Source organism: Streptomyces sp. NPDC006430 (assembly GCF_040612395.1).
Classification (GTDB): domain Bacteria; phylum Actinomycetota; class Actinomycetes; order Streptomycetales; family Streptomycetaceae; genus Streptomyces.
In genome coordinates this window covers 433,652-454,382 of record NZ_JBEXQA010000003.1, presented here as the reverse complement: position 1 = coordinate 454,382, position 20,731 = coordinate 433,652, and the positions used below count along the sequence as shown (strand labels likewise).

The following is a 20,731-nucleotide window of genomic DNA, read 5'->3' as shown; positions in this document are numbered from 1 at the left end:
ACGAGGTGTGACAGGATCCCCGACGTGATCATCACCTCGGACACCGAAGAAATGCTCCGGGCGGCGGCGCGCAACAACGCCGAGTGGTGCGCGGCGGTCAGCGGCGGCGGCGTGCTCGCGGCCGACGCGTGGACCAGCGCCCGCCGCACCCCGCCCTATTACCCCGACGCCGTGACCCTCACCGCGGACGCCTCGACCGCCGGCATCCTCGCCGGGATCGACACCGACTCCCCCGGCTGCTCGGTCAAGGACAGCTTCGCCGCGCTGGACCTGGCCCCGGCGGGCTTCGAGGTCCTGTTCGAGGCCCAGTGGATCCACCGCCCGGCGGGCACCCCGGCCGGCCGGTCCACCCTCGACTGGACGCGCGTCCGCGATGTCGGGGAGCTGGCGGTCTGGGAGGCCGCGTGGGACGGCGAGGAGAGCACCGGATTGTTCCACCCGGCGCTGCTGACGCAGGAGATCGCCTTCCTGGCCGGCCGGTCCGCGCAGGGCCGGATCGTCGCCGGAGCCGTCGCGAACGTCACCGACGGCGCCGTCGTCGGCGTCTCCAACGTGTTCACCGCGGACGGCACCCCGGACGACGAGGCCTGGACGGGGGCCCTCACCGCGATCACGGCCCTCTGGCCCGACCTCCCGGTCGTCGGCTACGAGGCGGGGGACGACCTCGACACCGCCGTCCGCCACGGATTCACGGCCCTGGGGCCGCTCCGCGTCTGGCTGCACACCGCGTAGCCGGGCCCCCTCCGTGCCCACCGGACTATGTAAGGCGGGGCTCCAGCGCCAGGCGGGGGACGTCGGACCGGTCGATCCCGAACACCTGGGCGTACAGGGAGAGTTCCGCCTCCAGCGCCCGGACCATGGTGTCCGCCCGCCGGAAGCCGTGTCCCTCGCCTTCGAAGGCCACGTACGCGTGCGGCACGGGTCGGCCCCGTAGCGCTGACAGGAGGCGCTCCGCCTGGGCCGGCGGACAGACCGGGTCGTCCAGACCCTGGAGCAGCACGAAGGGTGCGGTGATGCGGCCCGCACGGGCCACCGGCGAGCGCTCGCGACAGCGTACGGCGAGGGTCTGCGGCGGTCCGGCCAGGCCGTCGACGTAGTGGGATTCCAGGTCGTGGGTCTCCTCGGCGAAGCCCAGCAGGTCGAGTACGGGGTAGATGATCGCGGCGCAGGCGTACAGGTCGGTGGCGGCCAGCGAGGCCGCAGCCGTCCAGCCGCCCGCGCTGGCGCCCCGGATGGCGAGCCGGTCGGGGTCCGCGGTGCCCTCGGCGGCCAGCGCCCGGGCCACCGCGGCGCAGTCCTCCACGTCGACCACGCCCCACTGCTCGCGCAGCCGCTCCCGGTAGGCGCGCCCGTAGCCGCTGGAGCCGCCGTAGTTCACCTCGGCCACCCCGATGCCGCGCGAGGTGAAGTACGCGATGTGCAGGTCGAGTACGGGCGGCACGTGGTCGGTTGGACCGCCGTGCGCCCACACCACGTACGGGGGCAGCTCGTCGGCGGGGGCCCGCATCGCGGGGTGGTGCGGCGGGTAGACGTGGGCGTGGATCTCCCGGCCGTCCTGACCGAGGAAGGTCCGGCTCTGCGGTTCCGGATAGAACGCCGGGTCCACCGGGTCCACGCCCGCCGCGCCGACCACCCGGGCGTGCCCGTCCTCGGTGTCCAGCTCCACCACCTCGTAGGCGCTGCGCGGGCTGGCCGCGACCCCGTAGACCCGGGTGCCGTACGCGGCGAGCGTGGGCTGCCAGGCCGTCCACGGCCCGGCGGCGTCCACCAGGTCACCGGTCTCCGGGTCGAGGACCGCGAGCACCGAGGACCCCTGGCCGTGCAGGACGGCGACGAGCCCGCCTCCGGAACCTTCGGCCGGGCCGGGACCTCCGGGGATCGGGACGAGCCAGTTCAGCCCCGGCTTCCAGAGCGGACCGCCGAACTCCTCCTCGCGCGGGCACAGGTTGACGGCCTCGCCGGTCACCGGATCCACCCGGTACGGGTTCCACCAGCCGCTGCGGTCACTCACGGCGAGGAGGGCCCCGCCGGAGGTCCACTCCACCTGGGCCACGGACTCCTCGGGGCCGCCGAGTACGGTACGGGCGCCGGTGAGCGTCCCGTCGTCCATGACCTCGGCGAGCCGTACCTCGGTGCCGTCCCACGGCATCCGGGGATGATCCCACACCAGCCAGGCGGCGCGGCGCCCGTCCGGGGAGAGTCGGGGTCCGGTGGTGAACCGGTGTCGATCGTCGGTCAGTTCGCGCACCCGGGACCGGTCCTCGGCGGCCGAACCGTCCAGCGGTACGGCGGCCAGCACGCGGCGCAGGTCGGTCGGCGCGGGCCCGGTGAACTCCTCCAGCACGCACCAGACTTCGCCGCCGCGCAGGACGGGGTCGACCCAACGCAGACCGCCGCCGACCCCGGAGACGGGGGTGATCGGCCGCGGGGCGGGGCCGCCGGGCGCGTCGGGCTCGTACGCGTACAACCTCTGGTCGGTGAAGTGGGCGAACACCACCAGGGGTCCGCCCGCGGGCCGTTCGGTACCGGCCCAGGGTCGGCCGCCGTACTCGGTGACCCGGCTGCGGACGTTCCACGGCGTGGGCAACACCGAGGCCTCGGGGCCACCGTCCGCGGGCCGGCGCACCAGGGTGCGGCGACCGCCCTCGGCGGGCCGGGGCTCGGTCCACCACACCTCGGGCCCGATCGTGCCGACGTACTCGGGACGCCCGTCGAGCGAGGCGGCGAGCGCCGCGTCGATGGGCGAGGGCCAGCTGCCGTAGGGCCCGGTCGGCACCGCCATCACCGGCTCCCCATCACAGGGTCCGCAGGGCGTGGTCGAGGACGCGGACCCCGAAGTGCAGGGCGTCGACGGGGACCCGCTCGTCCACGCCGTGGAAGAGGGACCAGTAGTCCAGGCCGGGCGGCAGCTTCAGCGGCGAGAAACCGTAGCCGGTGATGCCGAGCCGGGAGAACTGCTTGGCGTCGGTGCCGCCCGCCATGCAGAACGGCACCACGTGCCCGTCGGGGTCGAAGCGCTCGACGGCCCTGCGCAGGATCGCGAAGGTCCGCCCGTCCACCGGGGCTTGCAGGGCCACCTCGCGGTGGTGGAACTCCCAGGTCACGTCGGGTCCGGTGAGCTCGTTCAGGGTGGCCGTGAACTCGGCCTCGCCGCCGGGCAGCATCCGACCGTCCACGTACGCCGTGGCGTGGCCGGGGATCACGTTCAGCTTGTAACCGGCGCTGAGCATGGTCGGGTTGGCACTGTTGCGCACGGTGGCCTCGACGAGCACGGCGGCCGGCCCGAGCTTGTCGAGGACCGCGTCGAGGTCGAAGTCCCGGGCGCGCGGATCGACCGACAGGCCCTGGGCGGAGGCGAGTTCGGTGATGCAGGCGACGACGGTGTCGGTGAGCCGGACGGGCCATTGGTACTCGCCGATGCGGGCCACGGCGGCGGCCAGCCGGCTGACGGCGTTGGCCCGGTTGGGCTTGGATCCGTGGCCGGCGGTGCCGTGGGCGGTCAACTTGAGCCAGGCGGTGCCGCGTTCACCGGCCGCGATCGGGTAGAGGGCCTGGCCGGGCCCGTTGTGCACGGTGAAGGCGCCGGATTCGCTGAGGCCCTCCGTGCAGCCCTCGAAGAGGTGCGGGTGCTGGTCCGCGAGGAATCCCGAGCCGTCGACCGCGCTGTCCTCCTCGTCGGCGGTGTAGGCGATCACGATGTCCCGGCGCGGTCGTACGCCGGCCCGGGCCCAGGCCCGTACGACGGCCAGCACCATCGCGTCCATGTTCTTCATGTCGACGGCGCCGCGGCCCCAGACCACCCCGTCGCGGACCTCCCCGGAGAAGGGGTCCACGCTCCAGTCGGCGGCCTCGGCGGGCACCACGTCGAGGTGGCCGTGGACCAGGAGGGCCTCGGCCGAGGGGTCGGTCCCTTCGATCCGGGCGACGACGTTGGTGCGGCCGGGAGTGCGTTCGAGTAGGACCGGCTCCAGACCGGTGGCGGCGAGCCGCTCGGCGACGTATTCGGCTGCGGGGCGCTCGCGGCAGTCGCCGCCGCCCCGGTTGGTGGTGTCGATGCGGATCAGGCCGGAGGTGAACTCGACCGCTTCGTCGAGCGCCACCCGGTCGACCGGGGACTCCTGGGCCGGGGGCTGCTGGGCCGGGGGCTGCTGGGCCGGGGGCTGCTGGGCCGGGGGCTGCTGGGCCGGGGGCTGCTGGGCCGGGGGCTGCTGGGCCGGGTGTTGGGGGGTGACTGCGGGCATGTCAGCCATACTGCTCCTCCACGGCTGCCGAGACGACCGTCGTGACGGCCTTGAAGGTCCGGATCGCCTCGTACATCGTCTCGCTGGTGTACGCGGCCCTGCGCTCCCCGGAGCGTCCCGCACCCGGGACGACGGTGGCGGCCATGGCCAGGTGCTCGGCGTCGAACTCCAGCTCCACGGTGTACGGGCCGCCCCGCACGGGGTCACATCGCACGGCGAGGGCCGCGGCCTCCTTGGCGGCGGCCCGGATGTCGGCGGCGGTGCGGGCGGGCGTGCGGCAGACGGCGGCGTAGCGGGAGACGTGGTCCTTGACCGCCACCTTCACCGCGTCCGGCGCGTAGCCGTCGGCGTCGGCGCAGGTCAGGTCGTCGCCGGTGACGAGGACGACCGGCACCCCGTACTCGGCGACGACGTGCGCGTTGAGCAGTCCCTCGCTCGCGCGGACGCCGTTCAGCCAGACCCCGGTGATGGAGTTGGCGAGGTAGGTGTGGGCGAGGACGCCCTGCGATCCGGCACCCGTGTGGTAGCCCACGAAAGCGATGCCGTCGACGTCGCCGTGCTGGACGCCCTCGACCATGGAGAGGGACTTGTGGCGGCCGGTGAGCATCTCGGCGCGCTCGTCGAGCTGTTCGAGCAGCAGGTTCCGCATGGTCCAGTGGGCCTCGTTGATGAGGACCTGATCGGCGCCGCCGTCGAAGAAACCGAGCACGGCCGCGTTCACGTCGGAGGTGAACATCGGACGGCAGCGCTCCCACTGGGGCGTACCGGGCAGGACGTCCGCGGGCCAGGTGACGCCCGTGGCGCCCTCCATGTCGGCGGAGACGAGGATCTTCATCGGGCCCCCCGGGCGGTCGGCTGCGCACGGCGCGGCCGACACGGACGCAGCCGTCCACGCAGGTTCCCACCCTAACCGCCCGGCCCCGACGCGGCCGGGGGGCCACGCCCGGGGCCGGGGGCTCACCTCCGTCGGGAATTCCACCCGATCCGGTGAGCGCCCGGGCACCTCCGGGCGGGCAACGGCCTTGATCAGCCCTCGACTTCGTTCGCCAGGTTGGCCAGCAGGGTGTCGTAGATCCTGCCAAGACCCTTGGGGGCGAAAGTGCGCTCGAAGAAGCCTCCGATGCCTCCGGCACCGTTCCAGACGGTGGTGACCACGACCTTGGACTTGCCCTCGCCGGCCGGGGTGACGACCCAGGTGGTGACCATGGTGGAGTTGCGGTCCTTCTCCACGAGCTGGCCGTCGGTGGGCTCGGTGACCTCCAGCAGGCAGTCGCGCACGCGCTTGCTGGTGGCCTGGAGCTTCCAGTGGACGAGGGTGCCCTCGCCGTCGCCGCCCTCGCGCACCTCGTACTCGCTGAAGTGCTCGGGCAGCACCTTCCCCCGGGTCCCGGCGTAGTCCGCCAGCGCATCGAACACGGTCTCCGCGTCGGCCGCGATGATCCGCTCCGTGGTGGCCTCGACCTGAGCCATAGCTGTTCCTCCAGCAGTCGTGTCCGCTAATCGCGGCAAGCCAACCACCTTCGGGGCAGCCGCCCAAATCCGGGTCAGACGTGACAGCGGACGTAGACGAGGAGCGTGTCCCCGGGGAGGGCCTCCAGGTGCCGGTGCTCGGCGTACCACGCGCAAGGCGTGCTCGGCGGCGGTTTCCGCCCGCCGCAGACGCATGGCGTCCTCGGGCGCGTCCTCACAGAGGCAGCCCGGCCGAGCCGCGGCTGGGCGGAGCGCAGCCCCTCGACCCGCTCCCGGTAGGCGGCGACCAGGGGTTGCGCGGCCGGAGCCCGGCGCCGCCTCGGCCAGCAGTCCAGACCCCGGTCGACACACCGGCGCGAGGCTCGGGCCGGCGCGGGCCCAGCACCTCCACCTGGTCGAACGGGACGAGCGGATGTACGCGGGTGGGGCGTACGCGCTCAGCTGGTACCGGCGCCAGATCACGCGCCAAGTCCACCAACTGGCGACGGAATTCGGCATCGGCCCCTCCCGTCGGGCCGCGGCACGCAGGATGCCGGTCCCCGAACGGCCGGCCGACCCCGTGCCCACCAAACCCGCGACCGCACCCGCCGAACCCACCCAGCTCTCCCTCCTGTGACCTCGTACGGCCCCTGAAAGCTCATCACATCGGGCCAATCAGCAGCCCAAATCCGGTCTTCCGGGAGCGGCTTCCGGGACGATTCCGCCCAGAACCCTCGGCTGGGAGGCCCCATGCTGCACCCCACGAAGAAGCTCGGCCCCTTGAAGAAGCGTGCCGCCGTCCTGCTGACGATCGCCACCGCCACCGCGGCCGCCATCGTCACGAGCCCGGCCGGCGCGGCGCAGACGGTCGCGGCCCCGGCGGCGCCCGCCGCGCTGCGCTGGACCGGCTGCGCGACCCCCCGCTACCCCACGTTGCAGTGCGCCTCCCTGAAGGTCCCGCTCGACCACGACCAGCCCGCGGGACGCCAGATCTCCCTGGCCCTGACCCGGGTCCCGCACACCGCTGCCACGTCCCAGGGCCCGCTGCTGGTCAACCCCGGCGGCCCCGGCGGCAGCGGTCGGGCGTTGGCCGGTTTCATCGCGTCCGCACTCCCCAAGGACCTGGCCGCCCAGTACGACGTGATCGGCTTCGACCCCCGCGGCGTCGGCAAGAGCGAGCCCGCGCTCGACTGCGGTGCCGGTCATTTCTCCCCGGTGCGTCCGGACTCCGTACCGTTGGAGGCGCAGACCGAGCGGGCCAACCTGGAGCGGGTGAAGTCCTTCGCGGAGTCCTGCCGGAGCAAGCACGCGGACGTGCTCCCGTACATCGACACCGTCTCGGCCGCCCACGACATCGAGGTGCTGCGCACCGCGCTGGGCGTACGGAAGCTCAGCTACTTCGGCTACTCGTACGGGACGTACCTGGGTGCGGTGTACGCAAAGCTCCACCCGGACCGCGTGCACCGCCTCGTCCTGGACTCCGTGGTCGACCCGGGAGGGGTCTGGTACGAGGACAACCTGGCGCAGGACCAGGCCTTCGACGCCCGGCACAAGGCCTTCCTGGCCTGGGTGGCCCAGTACGACGCGAAGTACCGGCTCGGCACGGACCCGGAACGGGTCGAGAGGCGCTGGTACGCGATGCGCAACGCCCTGCGCACGGCGCCGGCGGGAGGAAAGGTGGGCCCGGCGGAGCTGGAGGACACCTACATGCCGGGGGGCTACTACAACGGGTACTGGCCGATCCTCGCCGAAGCCTTCGCGGCGTACGAGGTGTCCGCGGACCCGAAGCCGCTGGTGGCGGCGTACGAACGGTTCGGTGCGGTGGAGCCGTCGGGGGGCAACAGTTACAGCGTGTACACGGCGGTGCAGTGCCGGGACTCGGCCTGGCCGAAGGACTGGAACCAGTGGCGTGCGGACATGTGGCGCACGCATGCGAAGGCGCCGTTCATGACCTGGAACAACGCCTGGTACAACGCCCCGTGCGCGTTCTGGGCGACGGAGCCGCTCGACGTGCCGGACGTGATCAACGCCAAGCTTCCGCCGGCCCTTCTCCTCCAGGCGACGGAGGACGCGGCCACCCCGTTCGCGGGCGCGCTGAGCATGAAGGGGAAGCTGAAGGGCTCGGCCCTGGTGGTGGAGGAGGGCGGCGGCAACCACGGTGTCGCGCTGAGCGGGAACAAGTGCCTGGACGAGAAGCTGGCGGCGTACCTGCGCACGGGCCGGGCCTCCGACGCGACCTGCCCGGCCCAGCCGGCCCCGAAGCCGACCGCGGCCACCCGTGCGCTACCGCCGTCGGCGGGCGGCGCCGCACTCCACGGCCTGCTGGGCTTCCGGGGCTGATCCCCACCGGGCATGATCATGCCCGTGACCACCATTCCTGAGCGCAGCCACCTCACCCGCGTCGCCGCACCGGAGGGCGTCAGCCCCGGCACCGGTTACAGCCATGTCGTCTGGGGCACCGGGCGGTTCGTCGCCGTTTCGGGGCAGTGCGCCTTCGACGAGCGGGGCGAGGTGGTCGGCGAGGGCGACCCCGCCGCCCAGGCCCGGCAGGTGTTCGAGAACCTGCGCCGGTGCCTGGCGGCGGCCGGGGCGACCTTCGACGACGTCGTGAAGCTCACCTACTTCGTCACGGACGTCGCCCACCTCCCGGCCGTACGCCAGGCGCGCGACGCCGTGATCCCCGCCGACCGCCTCCCGGCCTCCTCCGCGGTCCAGGTCGCGGCGCTGTTCCGCCCCGAACTCCTCCTGGAGATCGAGGCCTTCGCAGTCCTCCCCGACTGAGGGACGTCCCATCGCCGAAGGGCCGTCCCGTCGCCATAGGGCCATCCCGTCGTCGAAGGGGGCGCCGGTGGGGCCCGCGGGGAGGGCCGGCGACCCGTCGCTCGCCGCGGCCGTCACCTACCCGACGGGGGGCGCGGCCTCTCCGGCCGGGTCGGCCCGGGGTCCGTCAGGGCAGCGCCCGCAGGGCCCGCGTCGCCGCCACCGCCAGGCGGGGATGGGACTGGGCGCGGGTCAGGGCCTCGCGGGCCCGCGGGTCCGCCAGGGCGCCCAGACCCTCGACGCAGGCCAGGGCCACCCGCCAGTACGGATCGTGCGGGGACAGCAGCCGCGACAGGGTCCGGATCAGGGCCGGCGCGGATTCCGGGGCGCGCAGGGCGGCGAGCAGCCGGACCGGCTGGAGGGCGTAAGCGGTGCGGAGCTCGTTGGTGGCGAGGGCCGCCGCCGCGCGGGCGGTGCGCGGGTCGTCCAGTACGGCCAGTGCTTCCGCGGCGGCCGCGCAGCGCGGGGGGTCGCGGTGGTTGAGGAGCAGCACCAGCGGCTCGAAGGCGCGCCGGTCCCCGGCCAGTCCCAGCCGGTACGCGGCCAGCTCGCGGGCCCACAGCGGCAGGCCGGCGGAGGTCAAGGAGTCCGCCAGGGCGTCGGGGTCCGCCGCGAGCAGTTCCTCGTACCGGGGTGACCGGCCCGATTCCGTTCGCAGTCGCTCCAGCACGTCGTTCACCCGGCCACCCTAGGGGGACACGGCCGCCGGCACGCCGGGTTCCCGGAGATGGAGGGTGCGTGCGACCGACGATGATCGATGATCGATGATCGGTACATTTCGGCGGTACAGGTCACATCTCCCTGCTCTGGCGCGACAGTTACCAGCGGGTTAATGTCAGTTCCATACGTACGGGCCGGCCTGGTGACGCAGCCGACTCGTACCGGTCGGTTCGGTACCTCAGGTACTTCTCTTTGTACGGCGTGGCCCCGGGACAGGGTCCGCCGCTTCTCCGCCCCGCCCTTCGGGCTGCTTGTGCGGTCTTTCGATCTCGAACCCGGATCCCCGATCTCGTATCCCGGATCCCGGCACTCGGGACTCGGATTCCGGCCGCGCGTCGTGCGCCGCGCGCCACCCCCCAGTCGTCACCCTCATCCACTGGAGTCCCGCGATGGACCTTCCGTCCACGTCCAGTCAGTCCTCTCTGCAGACCATCGCCGTCATCGGTCTCGGCACGATGGGCACCGGCATCGCCGAGGTCCTCGCCCGGGCCGGCCGCGAGGTCATCGGCATCGACATCAGCGACACCGCCACCCGCCGGGCCACCGCCGCGCTCGCCGCCGCCACGACGCGATCGGTGACCCGCGAGCGCATCAGCGAGCAGGAGCGGGAGGGCGTGCTCGCCCGCTTCCGCACCTTCACCGAGCTGACGGCCGCGGCCGACGCCGATCTCGTCATCGAGGTCATCCCGGAGGACTACGAGCTCAAGCAGCGCCTCTTCCGCGAGCTCGACGCGATCGTGCGGCCCGACACCATCCTGGCCACCGGCACCAACGCCCTCTCGGTGACCCGGCTCGCCGCCGAGTCGCAGCGCCCCGAGCGCGTCCTCGGCCTGCACTTCTTCAACCCGGCCCCGGCGATGAAGCTGGTCGAGGTCGCCTCCAGCGTCCTCACCGCTCCGCCGGCCGTCGAAGCCGTCACCGCGCTGGCCCATGAACTCGGCAAGGAGCCCGTCTCGGTCGGCGACCGCCCCGGTTTCGTCGCCGACGGCCTGCTGTTCGGCTACCTCAACCAGGCCGCTGCGATGTACGAGTCGAAGTACGCCTCCCGCGAGGACATCGACGCGGCGATGCGGCTGGGCTGCGGACTGCCCATGGGGCCGCTCGCGCTGCTCGACCTGATCGGCGTGGACACCGCCCGGACCGTCCTGGAGGCCATGTACGCGTCCTCCGGCGACCGCCTGCACGCCCCGGCACCGATCCTGGGCCACCTCACCGAGGCCGGGCTGACCGGGCAGAAGTCCGGGCGCGGCTTCTACACGTACGAGGAGCCCGGCAGCTCCACGATCGTCCGCGACGCGCAGACCCCGCTGGACGGGGCCCGGCTCGGCGAGGGCCGCCCGGTCACCTCGGTCGGCGTGGCCGGCTCCGGCACCATGGCCAGCGGCATCGCCCAGGTCTTCGCGCAGGCCGGTTTCGCGGTGGTGCTCGCCGCGCGCAGCCAGGAGAAGGCGGACGCCGCGAAGGCCGCGATCGGCAAGTCCCTGGACCGTGCGGTGTCCAAGGGCCGGCTGACCGAGGAGAACGCCGCGCAGACGCTGGACCGGATCACCCCGGCCGGCTCGCTGGACGCCTTCGCCGACGTGGACCTGGCCGTGGAGGCCGTCGCCGAGGACCTCGCGGTCAAGCAGGAGCTGTTCGCGGCCCTCGACAAGATCTGCAAGCCGGGCGCGGTGCTGGCCACCACGACCTCCTCGCTGCCGGTGATCGCCTGCGCCCGCGCCACCACGCGTCCGCAGGACGTGATCGGCATGCACTTCTTCAACCCGGCGCCGGCGATGAAGCTGGTCGAGGTGGTCCGGACCGTCCTGACCTCCGACGACGTGCACGCCACGGTCCGCGAGATCTGCACGAAGGTGCGCAAGCACCCGGTGGACTGCGGGGACCGGGCCGGCTTCATCGTGAACGCGCTGCTGTTCCCGTACTTGAACAACGCCATCAAGATGGTCGAGCAGCACTATGCGAGCCTCGACGACATCGACGCCGCGATGAGGCTCGGCGGCGGCTACCCGATGGGGCCCTTCGAGCTCCTCGACGTCGTCGGTCTGGACGTGTCGCTGGCGATCGAGAAGGTGCTCCACAAGGAGTTCCGCGACCCGGGCCTGGCCCCGTCCCCGCTGCTGGAGCACCTGGTGGCGGCGGGCTGCCTGGGCCGGAAGACCGGCCGCGGATTCCGTGAGTACGCCCGCCGGTAAGCAGCGCCCTGGCCAGGGGCCTCAAGAGCCGGATGCGTGGGGAGGGCTGCTCGGGTCTGCCGGACCCTCACGGCAGGCCATACCCTCCGAGCCCAGTGCGGGCTCTCCCCCGCATCCACCCCCGTCCCACCCCCCTCAGGCGCGCTCCCCCGCGCAAATGAAGTACTTTCGCTCTATGTCCCAGCCCGCCAAGACCTCGCCCCGCTCCGCCACGTCCTCCGACAGCCCGGAGAGCACCGCGGGCACCAAGGCGGCCGCGCAGCGGCTCAAGATGCGGCGCGAGCTCGCCACGGCCGCGATGGAGCTGTTCGCAACGAAGGGGTACGAGGCGACGACGGTCGACGAGATCGCCGCGACCGCGGGGGTGGCGCGCCGGACCTTCTTCCGGCACTTCCGGTCCAAGGAAGAGGCGATCTTCCCCGACCACGACGACACCCTGACCCGGGCCGAGGCGGTCTTGGACGTGGCCCCGGCGCACGAGCACCCGCTCGACACCGTGTGCCGTGGGATCAAGGAAGTCATGAAGATGTACGCCGCCTCGCCGGCGGTGTCGGTGGAGCGCTACCGGCTGACCCGTGAGGTGCCGGCGCTGCGTGAGCGGGAGATCGCCTCGGTGGCCCGGTACGAGCGGCTGTTCACCCGCTACCTGCTGGCCCATTTCGACGAGACCGACCACCACGACGGCAATGACGACCCGCTGCTGGCCGAGGTGGCCGCCTCGGCGGTGGTGACCGCCCACAACCACGTGCTGCGGCGCTGGCTGCGGGCGGGGGGCCAGGGGGACGTGGAGGCCGAGCTGGACCACGCCTTCTCGATCGTACGGAAGACCTTCGGCTCGGGGATCGGGGCGGGGCGGACCCTGAGCACCGCGCCGGCCCCGGCGGCTCCCGCCGAGGTCCGTGCGCAGGGCGAGGTGCTGGTGGCCGTCGCCCGGACGGACGCGCCGCTGGACGAGGTCATGCGGACCATCGAAGAGGCGTTGCGAAACAAACAGCAGTCCCTCTAGTCACCTACATCACAGTGGCCGCTCCCGTGCCGGGGGCGGCCACTTTCGTTTGTCCGACTTGCCCCTACTCACGGGTAACTATGATCGATCATCGCTCATCTGCGCAGGTCAATAGGCAAATGAGAGAAAGTTTTGGCACGCGGTGCCTTGCTGAGTGACACGGGGTGCCATACGTTAAATCTCATCCGGATGTCCCCGCGGTCCACGCCCACTCGGCACGGACCGCGCCCCGGACGCCTGCGTCACCAGGCACCGCACGCCCCACCCAGGGCGTCGCCAGCACCACGGCTCTCCCCTAGCCTCGGCCAGGGGGGGACCCTCACCGGACCGACGGCATCCCGCACCACCACACCACACCCGTTCCACGCACCTGCGTATCCCTCAGCGCACCCTCAACAGCGCTCGCCGGAGGCAACACCGTGAAGGACATCCTGGACGCGATCCAGTCACAAGCCGCTACGGCCGCCGACTTCGCGGCCCTGCCGCTCCCCGACTCGTACCGCGCGATCACCGTGCACAAGGACGAGACGGAGATGTTCGCGGGGCTCACCACCCGCGAGAAGGACCCGCGCAAGTCCCTGCACCTCGACCAGGTCCCGGTTCCGGAGCTCGGCCCGGGCGAGGCCCTGGTGGCCGTCATGGCCTCCTCGGTCAACTACAACTCCGTGTGGACCTCGATCTTCGAGCCGGTGTCCACCTTCAGCTTCCTGGAGCGCTACGGGCGCCTTTCGGAGCTCACCAAGCGCCACGACCTCCCGTACCACATCATCGGTTCGGACCTCGCGGGCGTCGTGCTGCGCACCGGCCCCGGCGTGAACGCCTGGAAGCCGGGCGACGAGGTCGTCGCGCACTGCCTCTCCGTCGAGCTGGAGTCCTCGGACGGCCACAACGACACGATGCTCGACCCCGAGCAGCGCATCTGGGGCTTCGAGACCAACTTCGGCGGCCTGGCGGAGATCGCACTCGTCAAGTCGAACCAGCTGATGCCCAAGCCGGACCACCTCAGCTGGGAAGAGGCCGCCTCTCCCGGCCTGGTCAACTCCACCGCCTACCGGCAGCTGGTCTCCCGTAACGGCGCCGGCATGAAGCAGGGCGACAACGTCCTGATCTGGGGCGCCAGCGGCGGGCTCGGCTCCTACGCCACCCAGTTCGCGCTGGCCGGCGGAGCCAACCCGATCTGCGTCGTCTCCAGCAAGCAGAAGGCGGACATCTGCCGCGCCATGGGCGCGACCGCGATCATCGACCGCAGCGCCGAGGGCTACAAGTTCTGGAAGGACGAGCACACCCAGGACCCCAAGGAGTGGAAGCGCTTCGGCAAGCGCATCCGCGAGCTGACCGGCGGCGAGGACGTGGACATCGTCTTCGAGCACCCCGGTCGCGAGACCTTCGGCGCCTCGGTCTACGTCACCCGCAAGGGCGGCACGATCGTCACCTGTGCCTCGACCTCGGGCTACAACCACGAGTACGACAACCGCTACCTGTGGATGTCGCTCAAGCGGATCGTCGGCTCCCACTTCGCCAACTACCGCGAGGCCTGGGAAGCGAACCGCCTCGTGGCCAAGGGCAAGATCCACCCCACCCTCTCGAAGGTCTACTCCCTGGAGGAGACCGGACAGGCCGCCTACGACGTCCACCGCAACCTCCACCAGGGCAAGGTCGGCGTCCTCGCACTCGCCCCCGAAGAGGGCCTGGGCGTGCGCGACCACGAAATGCGGGCCACGCACCTCGACGCGATCAACCGGTTCCGCAACGTGTAGCGGAGCGGACCGTCCAGCACATTCGCACCATCCGATCCGCCCGACCCGTCTGAGATCGTTCAAGGGCCAAAGGGACAGCCTGAGATGACAGAGCGCCAGAAAGACCGTCCGTGGCTCATGCGGACGTACGCCGGCCACTCCACGGCCGAGGCGTCCAACGAGCTGTACCGCCGCAACCTCGCCAAGGGCCAGACCGGCCTGTCGGTCGCCTTCGACCTGCCGACGCAGACCGGCTACGACCCCGACCACATCCTCGCCCGCGGCGAGGTGGGCCGGGTCGGGGTCCCGGTCTCCCATCTGGGCGACATGCGGCGGCTGTTCCAGGACATCCCCCTGGAACAGATGAACACCTCGATGACGATCAACGCCACCGCCATGTGGCTGCTGGCGCTCTACCAGGTGGCCGCCGAGGAGCAGGGTGCGGACATCTCGCAGCTCCAGGGCACCACCCAGAACGACATCGTCAAGGAGTACCTCTCTCGCGGGACGCACGTCTTCCCGCCCGGGCCCTCGCTCCGCCTGACGACGGACATGATCGCGTACACGGTCAACCACATCCCGAAGTGGAACCCGATCAACATCTGCTCGTACCACCTCCAGGAGGCGGGGGCCACCCCGGTCCAGGAGATCTCGTACGCGATGTCGACCGCGATCGCCGTGCTGGACTCGGTCCGCGACTCGGGTCAGGTCCCCGAGGACCGTTTCGGCGAAGTGGTCGCCCGTATCTCGTTCTTCGTGAACGCGGGCGTCCGCTTCATTGAGGAGATGTGCAAGATGCGCGCCTTCGGCCGCATCTGGGACCAGGTCACCCGCGAGCGCTACGGCATCGAGAACGCCAAGCAGCGCCGCTTCCGCTACGGCGTCCAGGTCAACTCCCTCGGCCTGACCGAGGCGCAGCCGGAGAACAACGTCCAGCGCATCGTGCTGGAGATGCTGGCGGTCACCCTCTCCAAGGACGCCCGGGCCCGCGCCGTGCAGCTGCCCGCCTGGAACGAGGCGCTGGGCCTGCCCCGGCCCTGGGACCAGCAGTGGTCGCTGCGCATCCAGCAGGTCCTGGCGCATGAGAGCGACCTGCTGGAGTACGAGGACATCTTCGCGGGCTCGCACGTCATCGAGGCCAAGGTGGACTCCCTGGTGGCCGAGTGCCTCGCCGAGATCGACCGGATCCAGGAGATGGGCGGCGCGATGGCCGCCGTCGAGTCGGGATACCTGAAGTCCCAGCTGGTCTCCTCGCACGCCGAGCGGCGCGCCCGGATCGAGGCCGGCGAGGACAAGATCGTCGGCGTCAACTGTTTCCAGCAGACCGAGGAGAACCCGCTCACCGCCGACCTGGACACCGCGATCATGACGGTGGACGGGGCGGTGGAGGCGACCATCGTCGAACGGATCGGCCGCTGGCGGGCCGAACGGCAGGAGTCCTCGGAGCGGCAGGGGAACGGCGACCCGTTCGTCTTCCCCACCGTGATGCAGGCCCTGGACCGCCTCAAGGAGGCCGCGGCCGGTACCGAGAACCTGATGGAAGCCACCCTCGAATGCGCCCGGGCCGGTGTCACCACCGGCGAATGGGCCAACGCCCTGCGCGAGGTGTTCGGCGAGTTCCGCGCCCCCACCGGGGTCTCCTCGGCCCCGGTGGCCGTCACCGCCGAAGAGGGCACGCCGATGGCCCTGGTCCGCCAGAAGGTCTCCCGTACCGCCGAGGACCTCGGCTCCGGCCGACTTCGCCTGCTGGTCGGCAAGCCGGGCCTCGACGGGCACTCCAACGGCGCCGAGCAGATCGCCGTACGGGCCCGCGACGCCGGGTTCGAGGTGGTCTACCAAGGCATCCGGCTGACACCCGAGGAGATCTCCTCGGCGGCGCTGGCCGAGGACGTGCACTGCGTGGGACTGTCCATCCTGTCCGGCTCGCACAGCGCGCTCGTACCGGACGTGCTGGAACGCCTCCGCACCGCGGGGGCGGGCGACATCCCCGTCGTCCTCGGCGGCATCATTCCCCAAGCCGATGCCGTGGCGCTGAAGGCGGCCGGAGTCGCCGCCGTGTTCACGCCCAAGGACTTCGGTATCACGGAGATCATCGGCCGTATCGTCGACGAGATCCGCAAAGCGAACAAGCTCGACCCTCTGGAGGTCCCCGCATGACCAGTCCCGTGAACCGCCTGCGTCCGCGTCGCTCCTGCCTCGCGGTGCCCGGTTCCAACCCGCGGTTCCTGGAAAAGGCTCAGGGCCTGCCGGCCGACCAGGTGTTCCTCGACCTGGAGGACGCCTGTGCTCCGCTGGCCAAGGAAGGCGCGCGCCACACGATCGTGGACGCGCTGAACAACGGCGACTGGACCGGCAAGACCCGGGTCGTGCGCGTCAACGACTGGACCACGCACTGGACGTACCGCGACGTCATCACGGTCGTCGAGGGTGCGGGCCAGAACCTCGACTGCATCATGCTGCCCAAGGTCCAGGACGCCCAGCAGGTCGTGGCGCTCGACCTCCTGCTGACCCAGATCGAGAAGACCATGGGCTTCGAGGTCGGCAAGATCGGCATCGAGGCGCAGATCGAGAACGCCAAGGGTCTGGTGAACGTCGACCAGATCGCCGCCGCCTCGCCCCGGCTGGAGACCATCATCTTCGGCCCGGCCGACTTCATGGCCTCGATCAACATGAAGTCCCTGGTCGTGGGCATGCAGCCGCCCGGCTACCCGGCGGACGCCTACCACTACATCCTGATGCGGATCCTGATGGCGGCCCGTATGCACGACCTCCAGGCGATCGACGGCCCCTTCCTGCAGATCCGTGACGTGGACGCGTACCGCGAGGTCGCCGGACGCGCCGCGGCCCTCGGTTTCGACGGCAAGTGGGTGCTGCACCCCGGCCAGGTCGATGCGGCCAACGAGGTCTTCTCCCCGTCCCAGGAGGACTACGACCACGCCGAGCTGATCCTCGACGCGTACGACTGGTGCACCTCCGAGGCCGGCGGCAAGAAGGGTTCGGCCATGCTCGGCGACGAGATGATCGACGAGGCCAGCCGCAAGATGGCCCTGGTCATCGCGGGCAAGGGCCGCGCGGCGGGCATGCAGCGCACCAGCAAGTTCGAGATCCCGGAGGCCTGATCCCGATGCAGTTCGGACGCACGTACGAAGAGTTCGAGGTCGGAGCGGTCTACAAGCACTGGCCCGGAAAGACCGTCACCGAGTACGACGACCACCTCTTCTGTCTGCTGACCATGAATCACCACCCGCTCCACATGGACAGCAATTACGCGGAGAACACGACCGACTTCGGCAAGAACGTGGTCGTGGGCAACTACATCTACTCGCTGCTGCTCGGCATGTCCGTGCCGGACGTCTCCGGGAAGGCCATCGCCAACCTGGAGATCGAGTCCCTGCGGCACGTGGCACCGACCTTCCACGGCGACACCATCTACGGCGAGACCACGGTCCTCGACAAGACCCCCTCCAAGTCGAAGAACGACCGCGGGATCGTCTACGTGGAGACCAAGGGCTACAAGCAGGACGGCACCCTCGTCTGCGTCTTCCGGCGCAAGGTGATGGTCCCGACCGAGACGTACATCAAGGAGCGCGGCGGCGAGCAGCCCGGCCGCCCGCAGCTGAAGGAACAGGGGAAGTAGCCATGGCCCGACTCGCCCAGACCGCCGGGCTGACCGACGTCCAGCGGGAGATCCTCAAGACCGTCCGGGAGTTCGTCGACAAGGAGATCATCCCGGTCGCCACCGAGCTGGAGCACCGTGACGAGTACCCGCAGCAGATCGTCGACGGCCTCAAGGAACTCGGCCTCTTCGGGCTGATGATCCCGGAGGAGTACGGCGGCCTGGGTGAGTCGCTGCTCACCTACGCCCTGTGCGTGGAGGAGATAGCGCGGGGCTGGATGTCCGTTTCGGGCATCATCAACACCCACTTCATCGTGGCGTACATGCTCAAGCAGCACGGCACGCAGGAGCAGAAGGACCACTTCCTCCCGCGCATGGCGCTGGGCGAGGTGCGCGGCGCGTTCTCGATGTCCGAGCCGGGGCTGGGCTCCGACGTGTCGGCCATCACGTCCAAGGCGGTCAAGGACGGGGACGAGTACGTCCTGAACGGCCAGAAGATGTGGCTGACGAACGGCGGCAGCTCCACGCTGGTGGCCGTCCTCGTGCGGAGTGACGAAGGCCACCCCGAGGGCACCGCACCGCACAAGTCGATGACGACCTTCCTCGTCGAGAAGGAGTCGGGCTTCGGTGAGGTCCGTCCGGGCCTGACCATCCCCGGCAAGATCGACAAGATGGGCTACAAGGGCGTCGACACGACCGAGCTCATCATGGACGGACTGCGCATTCCGGCCAATCGAGTCCTGGGCGGCCAGACCGGTCGAGGGTTTTACCAAATGATGGACGGGGTCGAGGTCGGCCGCGTCAACGTGGCGGCGCGTGGCTGCGGCGTCGCTCAGCGTGCGTTCGAGCTGGGTGTCTCGTATGCCCAGCAACGTCACACTTTCGGTAAGGCGATCGCCGAACACCAGGCCATCCAGTTCAAGCTGGCCGAAATGGCTACCAAGGTCGAAGCCGCCCATGCGATGATGGTGAACGCAGCACGCAAAAAGGACTCTGGGGAACGAAACGACCTCGAAGCAGGGATGGCGAAGTACCTCGCCTCCGAGTACTGCAAGGAGGTGGTGGAGGACGCCTTCCGGATCCACGGCGGATACGGATTCTCGAAGGAGTACGAGATCGAGCGCCTCTACCGCGAGGCACCGATGCTGCTGATCGGTGAAGGTACGGCCGAGATCCAGAAAATGATCATCGGTCGACGCCTGCTTGAGGAGTACCGACTCCAGGGCTGAAAGTCCCTTTTGCGGCGGATCCTCCATGGGTCCGTCGCAAAAGAGTCACTACCAGTCACTGGCCGACGGCCATCGACTCGGCTTCTGGCTTGCCCAGTTGTTGCGTGCAACCGATAGCATTCCAGTAAAGCCGCCGTCCCGTCCCCCTGTTTGCGGCGCGGCAATCACCCGCTACGAAGGTCATCCATGCCCCACAGCCAAACCTCTGCACCTCGCGTCGGCCTCCTCGGTGGACGCCTCGCGCGCGGAGCATCGCCGTGGCTTCTGCCGACCGTCGCCACTGCGGCGCTCAGCCTCACCCGGGCTCGCAAGTCCGGACGCTGGGCCGCCGTGGCCGTGCCCACCACCGCGCTCGCGGCGGGCATGCTGTGGTTCTTCCGCGACCCCGAGCGCGAGATCGCCCAGGGCCGCGTCATCTCGCCCGCCGACGGTGTGGTGCAGAGCATCATGCCGTGGAAGGACGGCCGGACCCGGGTCGCGATCTTCATGAGCCCGCTGAACGTCCACGTCAACCGCGCGCCCCTCGCGGGCACGGTGACGTCCGTGGAGCACGTCCCCGGCGGATTCGTCCCGGCGTTCAACAAGGAGAGCGAGAACAACGAGCGCGTTGTCTGGCACTTCGACACCGAGCTCGGCGACATCGAGATGATCCAGATCGCCGGTGCCGTCGCGCGCCGCATCGTCCCCTACCTGCCGGCCGGCACCAAGGTGGAGCAGGGCGAACGCATCGGTCTGATCCGCTTCGGCTCCCGCGTCGACATCTACCTCCCCGAGGGTGTCGAGGTCGCGGTCGAGGTCGGTCAGACCACCACCGCGGGGGTGACCCGAATTGACCGTGACTGACCCTGAGACTCCCGCCACGGGCTGGGTGCCCGAAGCCGCCGAGGAGGAGTCCGCCGAGGACGACATGCCGCTCTCGCTGCGGCTGTCGATAGCGGACACCCTCACCCTCGGCAACGCGACGTGCGGATTCATGGCGGTGTACTTCACCACCACCGGAATCCTCATTCCGCACCTCACCGGCAGCGGCGAGTCGGGCATGGCCCGGCACAGCGCGGCGACCGCGGTGATACTGATGCTCCTCGCGGCGGTCTTCGACCTCTTCGACGGCATCGTGGCCCGCAAGCTGCGCAGCTCGCCGATGGGCGCCGAGCTGGACAACCTGTCCGACCTGATCAGCTTCGGGCTGGCGCCGGCCTACTTCGTGCTCGTCTACGGCATGGTCGCCGACGACGCGCACCAGAAGATGTCGGCGCTGGCGGCCATCGTGGTCCTGCTGGCCGTCGTCCTGCGGCTCGCCAGATTCAGCTGCGTGACGATGAAGGACGGCATGTTCCAGGGCATGCCGAGCCCCTTCGGTGCGCTGACGGTCGTCTCGATCGTGCTGCTGGGCCTGCCGTTCATCCCGACGCTGTTGGCGATCATCGGGGTGGCCTGGCTGATGGTGAGCCGGGTCGAGTACCCGAAGCCGCGGGGTGTCCTCGCGGTGGCCATGCTGAGCTGGATCGTCGGGGCGATGGGCATGCTGGCGGCCTGGGCGTTCGACGCCCCGGGCGGTCAGATGCTGCTGCAGACGGGCTGCGCCCTGCAGATCGCCCTCGCGGCCACGATCCCGCTGTTCGCGACCACCCGCCGGGCGAACACGTTCCGCCACAACCGGCGCGAGGCGCGCGCAGCGCAGCTGCCGTAACGCTGCGCTGGCTGTCTCTCGGGCCCCCGGAT

General features: G+C 70.7%; 17 protein-coding genes and 1 pseudogene. 13 read left to right on the top strand and 5 right to left on the bottom strand.

What is annotated here, in order from left to right; genetic code table 11:
- Nucleotides 1–30 precede the first annotated feature (30 nt).
- Complete coding sequence (locus ABZZ20_RS07910) at nucleotides 31–732, top strand: hypothetical protein (protein ID WP_356868002.1); 702 nt, start codon at nucleotides 31–33, stop codon at nucleotides 730–732.
- 25 nt (nucleotides 733–757) lie between these two features.
- Here ABZZ20_RS07910 and ABZZ20_RS07905 read toward each other — a convergent pair whose 3' ends face one another.
- The 4 genes from ABZZ20_RS07905 to ABZZ20_RS07890 form a co-directional block, all read right to left on the bottom strand.
- Nucleotides 758–2,782 carry a prolyl oligopeptidase family serine peptidase gene (locus tag ABZZ20_RS07905; protein ID WP_356867910.1) on the bottom strand — a complete coding sequence of 675 codons (2,025 nt, stop codon included), beginning with the start codon at nucleotides 2,780–2,782 and terminating at the stop codon, nucleotides 758–760.
- Nucleotides 2,783–2,795: 13 nt separating this feature from the next.
- Nucleotides 2,796–4,241 carry a M20/M25/M40 family metallo-hydrolase gene (locus ABZZ20_RS07900; protein WP_356867908.1) on the bottom strand — a complete coding sequence of 482 codons (1,446 nt, stop codon included), beginning with the start codon at nucleotides 4,239–4,241 and terminating at the stop codon, nucleotides 2,796–2,798.
- Nucleotide 4,242: 1 nt separating this feature from the next.
- Nucleotides 4,243–5,076: a M55 family metallopeptidase gene (locus tag ABZZ20_RS07895; RefSeq protein ID WP_356867906.1), complete on the bottom strand. Its 834-nt coding sequence runs from the start codon at nucleotides 5,074–5,076 to the stop codon at nucleotides 4,243–4,245.
- 191 nt (nucleotides 5,077–5,267) lie between these two features.
- The gene (locus ABZZ20_RS07890; RefSeq protein WP_356867904.1) at nucleotides 5,268–5,711 is read right to left on the bottom strand and encodes an SRPBCC family protein; all 444 of its coding nucleotides are present in this window, start codon (nucleotides 5,709–5,711) and stop codon (nucleotides 5,268–5,270) included.
- A 382-nt stretch (nucleotides 5,712–6,093) separates the two neighbouring features.
- Between ABZZ20_RS07890 and ABZZ20_RS07885 the strand changes: the two are divergent.
- From ABZZ20_RS07885 to ABZZ20_RS07875, 3 genes and pseudogenes are all read left to right on the top strand, one after another.
- Nucleotides 6,094–6,327, top strand: a pseudogene (locus ABZZ20_RS07885) (radical SAM protein); the annotation flags it as partial.
- Between the two features lie 113 nt (nucleotides 6,328–6,440).
- Nucleotides 6,441–8,030: an alpha/beta hydrolase gene (locus ABZZ20_RS07880; protein ID WP_356867903.1), complete on the top strand. Its 1,590-nt coding sequence runs from the start codon at nucleotides 6,441–6,443 to the stop codon at nucleotides 8,028–8,030.
- Nucleotides 8,031–8,054: 24 nt separating this feature from the next.
- Complete coding sequence (locus ABZZ20_RS07875) at nucleotides 8,055–8,471, top strand: RidA family protein (RefSeq protein WP_356867901.1); 417 nt, start codon at nucleotides 8,055–8,057, stop codon at nucleotides 8,469–8,471.
- A 166-nt stretch (nucleotides 8,472–8,637) separates the two neighbouring features.
- Here the strand turns inward: ABZZ20_RS07875 and ABZZ20_RS07870 are convergent, their stop codons facing one another.
- On the bottom strand, nucleotides 8,638–9,189 hold the full coding sequence (locus tag ABZZ20_RS07870) for an adenylosuccinate lyase (RefSeq protein WP_356867899.1): 552 nt from the start codon (nucleotides 9,187–9,189) through the stop codon (nucleotides 8,638–8,640).
- Between the two features lie 430 nt (nucleotides 9,190–9,619).
- Here ABZZ20_RS07870 and ABZZ20_RS07865 point away from each other — a divergent pair, with 430 nt between their 5' ends.
- From ABZZ20_RS07865 to pssA, 9 genes are all read left to right on the top strand, one after another.
- Nucleotides 9,620–11,422, top strand: a complete 1,803-nt coding sequence (locus ABZZ20_RS07865; protein ID WP_356867897.1) for a 3-hydroxybutyryl-CoA dehydrogenase — start codon at nucleotides 9,620–9,622, stop codon at nucleotides 11,420–11,422.
- A gap of 175 nt (nucleotides 11,423–11,597) precedes the next feature.
- On the top strand, nucleotides 11,598–12,428 hold the full coding sequence (locus ABZZ20_RS07860; RefSeq protein WP_356867895.1) for a TetR family transcriptional regulator: 831 nt from the start codon (nucleotides 11,598–11,600) through the stop codon (nucleotides 12,426–12,428).
- 419 nt (nucleotides 12,429–12,847) lie between these two features.
- Nucleotides 12,848–14,185 (top strand): crotonyl-CoA carboxylase/reductase, encoded by a 1,338-nt coding sequence (gene ccrA, locus ABZZ20_RS07855; protein WP_356867893.1) that lies wholly within the window; start codon nucleotides 12,848–12,850, stop codon nucleotides 14,183–14,185.
- A gap of 84 nt (nucleotides 14,186–14,269) precedes the next feature.
- The gene (locus ABZZ20_RS07850; RefSeq protein ID WP_356867891.1) at nucleotides 14,270–16,321 is read left to right on the top strand and encodes a protein meaA; all 2,052 of its coding nucleotides are present in this window, start codon (nucleotides 14,270–14,272) and stop codon (nucleotides 16,319–16,321) included.
- A complete protein-coding gene (locus tag ABZZ20_RS07845; RefSeq protein WP_356867889.1) occupies nucleotides 16,318–17,283 on the top strand; it encodes a CoA ester lyase in 966 nt (321 codons plus the stop codon). The genes ABZZ20_RS07850 and ABZZ20_RS07845 overlap by 4 nt, the downstream gene beginning before the upstream one ends.
- Before the next feature lie 5 nt (nucleotides 17,284–17,288).
- The gene (locus ABZZ20_RS07840) at nucleotides 17,289–17,801 is read left to right on the top strand and encodes a MaoC family dehydratase (RefSeq protein WP_030155134.1); all 513 of its coding nucleotides are present in this window, start codon (nucleotides 17,289–17,291) and stop codon (nucleotides 17,799–17,801) included.
- A 2-nt stretch (nucleotides 17,802–17,803) separates the two neighbouring features.
- Complete coding sequence (locus ABZZ20_RS07835) at nucleotides 17,804–19,009, top strand: acyl-CoA dehydrogenase family protein (RefSeq protein WP_356867887.1); 1,206 nt, start codon at nucleotides 17,804–17,806, stop codon at nucleotides 19,007–19,009.
- 186 nt (nucleotides 19,010–19,195) lie between these two features.
- Entirely contained in the window at nucleotides 19,196–19,852 is a 657-nt protein-coding gene (locus ABZZ20_RS07830) for a phosphatidylserine decarboxylase (RefSeq protein WP_356867885.1), read from the top strand.
- A 25-nt stretch (nucleotides 19,853–19,877) separates the two neighbouring features.
- Nucleotides 19,878–20,699 carry a CDP-diacylglycerol--serine O-phosphatidyltransferase gene (gene pssA / locus ABZZ20_RS07825; protein WP_356868000.1) on the top strand — a complete coding sequence of 274 codons (822 nt, stop codon included), beginning with the start codon at nucleotides 19,878–19,880 and terminating at the stop codon, nucleotides 20,697–20,699.
- The last annotated feature ends 32 nt before the right edge of the window (nucleotides 20,700–20,731 follow it).